3 protein-coding genes are annotated in these 4,516 nt (G+C 46.1%); 1 reads left to right on the top strand and 2 read right to left on the bottom strand.

Annotated elements, in window-relative coordinates; genetic code table 11:
- Positions 1 to 7: 7 nt before the first annotated feature.
- A complete protein-coding gene (locus tag H6F74_RS11405) occupies positions 8 to 3,076 on the bottom strand; it encodes a DUF3854 domain-containing protein (RefSeq protein ID WP_190440826.1) in 3,069 nt (1,022 codons plus the stop codon).
- Positions 3,077 to 3,857: 781 nt separating this feature from the next.
- Here H6F74_RS11405 and H6F74_RS11410 point away from each other — a divergent pair.
- Positions 3,858 to 4,019, top strand: coding sequence for a hypothetical protein (locus H6F74_RS11410; RefSeq protein ID WP_190440828.1), 162 nt, complete (start codon positions 3,858 to 3,860; stop codon positions 4,017 to 4,019).
- 24 nt (positions 4,020 to 4,043) lie between these two features.
- Here H6F74_RS11410 and H6F74_RS30525 read toward each other — a convergent pair whose 3' ends face one another.
- Entirely contained in the window at positions 4,044 to 4,169 is a 126-nt protein-coding gene (locus H6F74_RS30525; RefSeq protein WP_277875794.1) for a hypothetical protein, read from the bottom strand.
- Between the last annotated feature and the right edge of the window lie 347 nt (positions 4,170 to 4,516).

Below are 4,516 nucleotides of genomic sequence, written 5' to 3' on the forward strand. Positions count from 1 at the left end.
TTTCTGATTACTTTAGCCCGTCGTTTAGGCTGTCGCACTGTTCCCGATTGTATCCGCGATCTTGCCAATCAGGTTCACCAGGTTTTTCTCTGGCTAACATGAAACCACCCTGCGTACCCCCAACACCAACCGGCATTTGGACAGGTTTAAGGTCTTCAACTCCATAACTGATGCGCTTACTTTCCCCATCCGGCTGCACCTCATAGTACCCACCCTCCATCACCTTCCTAACCGTACCTAGCTTTCCGATATAAGGCGATAAAGGATTCCAAGAACTTGGGTCAATACACACACGCGAACCAACTTCGAGTAAAGACACCACCTCCAGACTTTTAATCCGCCGTTGCTTTTCGGGCTCCAAAAGCTTCCAAGCTTCATCTTCATAAGCCTCATATAAAGCAATCGCATTCTCAACCTCAGCCCAAGTTCGACACTGCAACAGTAACTTAGCTAATTGCAACGCCGGAGCCTCCTCACCAGCATCAGACACCATATCTAATACAGGTGACTCTAAACTGGCTAACTCCACCTCTAGAGATTCCTCACAAGTGACGCATAAAGTTTCTAATCCTGATGGCTCCTCAAAACCCTTACCCGATAAAGCATTGAAACCAGGTGCCAGCTGACTGAATTCCCCTTCTTTACAATTACACTCCCTTGTCACTATTAATTCAGACTTACAATCTCCTTTATAAATAAGAGAAGATTCATCATCAAAGCTAGAAAGCATACCCTGTATAGCTTCTGACCCGTCACCCAATCTACCACCTAATCCGGCATCTGAAGAATTACCAAGAGAATTCTCATCCGTCACCCGCTGCATCAACAAAAAGTCATGGGTTGGAATCTCTTTATCCCAGTCAGTACGTAGCCTCAACCCCTGAATAAACTTACCTATCTTCGTCACCTTGCGCGACACCTCCCAACCCAAGACACTCCGACACAACTCCAATAAATCTGGACTGAAATTCTTATTCGCTTTAGGAGAAGTCCCAGATTGTTTGCAGTGCAAGCAATAAGACCCATACAAAGTCCGAGGAGTCCCGTTTAATCCCTCCTCCTTATCATTACCAACCGGAGTAATAGCCAAAACATCGTAAATTACCCAATCATTGACCCAAGCAGCAATAGAATCAACACGGGCGCGGTTTTCCCAAAACTCCAACGTGCATTCTGGGATATCCACCAGCCCCATCAACACCTTAGTAACATGGGTATCCGAGAGACCTAAAACATGATTAGTAAAAGCATCTAACTCCCCAGCGAACTCAGCATTCAGGTCACGACGCGAGTGGACTGACACCGAGTTATTGCAAGGAACCGTAATCACCCGTCGCGCTATCCGTGAAGCAGCATCCCCCGTGAAGATAGGAATATTAGATAAAACCAGCGTCATCCCGTCATATTGATATTGGAAGCCTTTTTTCCCCTTCTCCTCAGCCCGTATCCAATCATCACCCGTCAGAGAAAGAAACTTACCCAACTTCCCAGTCTGCTTATCTTCATCCCAGAACACCACTAAACGCTTTTTATAAGCATTAGCAGCTTCAAATCGATTCCCACACCAATCCTCCAAAGTCGTGCTGTAGATGTTATCAGACCCAATTAAATCAGTCAGCAGCCGTCCAAACGTTCCCTTACCCGTTCCACCCAGACCAATCAGGTGCAGGAACTTATGCAAGTCTTTGCGCCCTTTTAAGACAGCATTGCAAAAACACAACAACGTTTCTTTAATAGCTGCATTGCCGTGGGAAAGATGGTCGAGGAACGCTTCAATCCTGCTCCAGTTCCTTCCATTAGGGTCATGGTCGCGGGGTAGCTGCCAGGTGAGGTGATAACCTGGCGAGTGAGGCAAAAGCTTACCTGTAGATACTTCTAGAACCCCATTGCGGAAAGGTAGCAGTTCTTTAGGAGAGGGTTCTACCCATTTGCGTTTAATCAGCAAAACCCGCAGATTTTTAACAACATTGGTGACATAGCTATAGCTCCCATAGCCTCTGATTCCTTTAGAATCCAAAATTTTGGCGACAATAGACTCCATATATTCATTAGTCTCGATAGACCAGATACCGGGATTGTCAGCTTCATAGCGCATCCAATAACCGATTTCATCGTTGAAGGCGAGTTGTTCGCGGTACTCTGCGGCGATTTCATGAGCCACCAGGTCTGCTGGGGGAATCTTTCCGGTTCTTTGACGCTGATTGTCAGCACCGCGATATCCGTGAAACTGCTGTTCTAGTTTCTTGAGCCATTCACTATAAGGTGTAGCGTTATTCACAACTTCATCCCATTTCTCTTGACCATGAGCCACAATGAAATCATCGCAGCCCTTCCCTAGTTGTAAATCCCAAGTGACGATACGGACAATCGCTTTGGCAACATTAAGAAGATGGCCCAAGAACTTGAGTGCGGATTGGACTTCCGGCTTGACCAAAATATCAGCGTCAAATACCAAGTCAACGTGTCGCCCTGGCGTAATGAAAGGTTGTAAGGACGGTATCAGAGTCCGTTTCTTTTGTTGACCGTTCCAGACACCCGTCAGAGCGATTCCGACATAGCCACCGGAAAGCAAGCAGGCAGCTTTTTTAACGCCCTCAGTGATGCTAATCGGGATTTCTGGATGTTCTAGTACCCAAGACCAGAAACCAAGGGCTTCTCCAGAATCATTAATTTCAACCTGCTCTGGCATAGACACCCCATAACGACAAGCTATCGAATACCAAGCGCTTAGAGAAATTCGCAGGAAGATAGCTTCTGAGACAGCGCCTTTGGGGAAACTGAAATATTTCTGTGGTTTATCCGAGTCAGGGAACTGAATCGCCTCGTCGGGTTTGAACTGCCCAAAATTCCGAGAAGCGCCGGTTATCGGGTCAATTCCTTGGACGTACCAGCCAGCTGTGCCACTATAGGCTTTCCAGGAGAGTAGCTGAGCAATTTTGGTTGGGTGCTCCAGACTTTTGAGGTTGAGGCAAGCGATTTCAGGTGAGATTCCGCTGCCGTCCATCCACTCGTTCAGGTGAGCTGGGAAATATTCGGGAGAAAAAAAAGATTTGTTTGTAGATGTTGGTGCCGCCATAAAAACCTCCAAAAGTATATGTAGTGCGCGATGGAGGCTTTGGAGGGAGGAATTTAATTAATCTTTGACCAAACTTAAGCAAAAAAAGTTGACAAGTTTGGAGCCAGATTAAGTAAAATGTAAATGCCACGGTCTAGCTCCCCACGATTTATTTCGTGGTTAGCCCTCATCGCGCAGATCTCAGTTGGTGGTACAGGTTGGCAAACTTTCGCACCTTCTGAGTTAGGAAAAAATTCCTAGCCCGTGGCAAATATTTAGTTGTTCATCAACAGCGCTCTTAAAGAGTGCTTTTCTGGAAGCTGAAGTCACTTCAGGGTTTACTTGTGAGAACGTGGTCGTCTTTGAAGCACCCGATGCTAAGTAAACTTGCGAGCCCTGAAAGAATTATAAGCGGGCAGGTTGAACTTGCACGCGAAATTGATAGAGATTTTGCTTTATTTTTTGGAGAAATGCTAATTTCTCTAGTGTGCAACCACATTCGGTCAAGTTTATTTAGGTTGTCAGCGTGTGTTTGCACCCAGCCAGTGCGATCCGTGAAACTGCTCTGTGTTACTTCGAGAGCGAATGTAATCAGGGAGAATAGACGGGTAAGCATTCGCTCTCGAAGCCATGCCCAACAGCTAGACGCCCTCACTCCATCTGACTTGTAGAAGTTCAGGCGATGATTGCAGCTTTACTGGAAGTCAAAGCTCTCTAATCAGGCGAGATCGGATAGCCAGGTGCTACTTCGAGAGCGAATGTAATTAGGGAAAATAGACGGGTAAGCATTCGCTAAGAAGTTATGCTTAACTCAATCTCCCTAAATGCGATCGCTCAACAGCTAGCAAAGTCACCTATGTTAGGCACTCCGGCGTCCTTAAGCATTCAACAGGAAGTGAGACTGAATTTTATTGGTCAGGCAAGGTTGGATAGCCAGGTGCTACTTCTTAGCGAATGTAATTAGGGAGAATAGAGGGGTAAGCATTCGCTAAGAAGTTATGCCTAACTCAACTTCCCTAGACGCGATCGCTGTCTCAACTTCCGGCTCCCTACCGGGTGAAGTTTGACTTCGGCGCTCCGAAATCTTGAGGGCGGTCGCTGTCTCGATTTCCAACCCCCTGCGGAACTGGAAGAACTGTGGGCACAGAGGGAACGAGGTTTGTTAATGGGGGAATATAGTTAATGCTTTTTTCACCTTTCTTATAAGATTGTCCGCAGTAGGAACAGAAGCGACGCTGGAGAGACATAATCGGCTCATTAGACCTCTTGCAGAATTAAGATGATGCGGCTAATTTGAGTTCGTAATTACACCACATTTATTAATTGCCTCATGACACATAGATTAAAAGGCGTTGCTGAAAGAGTAATGCTAGATGTGGCACAATAAAGGTATGAAATGTCCTCAATGTAACTCCACTCAAACTGCTAAAAATGGACATCGTCGAGGCAGACAATGCTACA

Origin of the sequence: Trichocoleus sp. FACHB-90 (assembly GCF_014695505.1) — a bacterium.
GTDB classification, from domain to species: Bacteria; Cyanobacteriota; Cyanobacteriia; order Cyanobacteriales; family FACHB-T130; genus Funiculus; species Funiculus sociatus.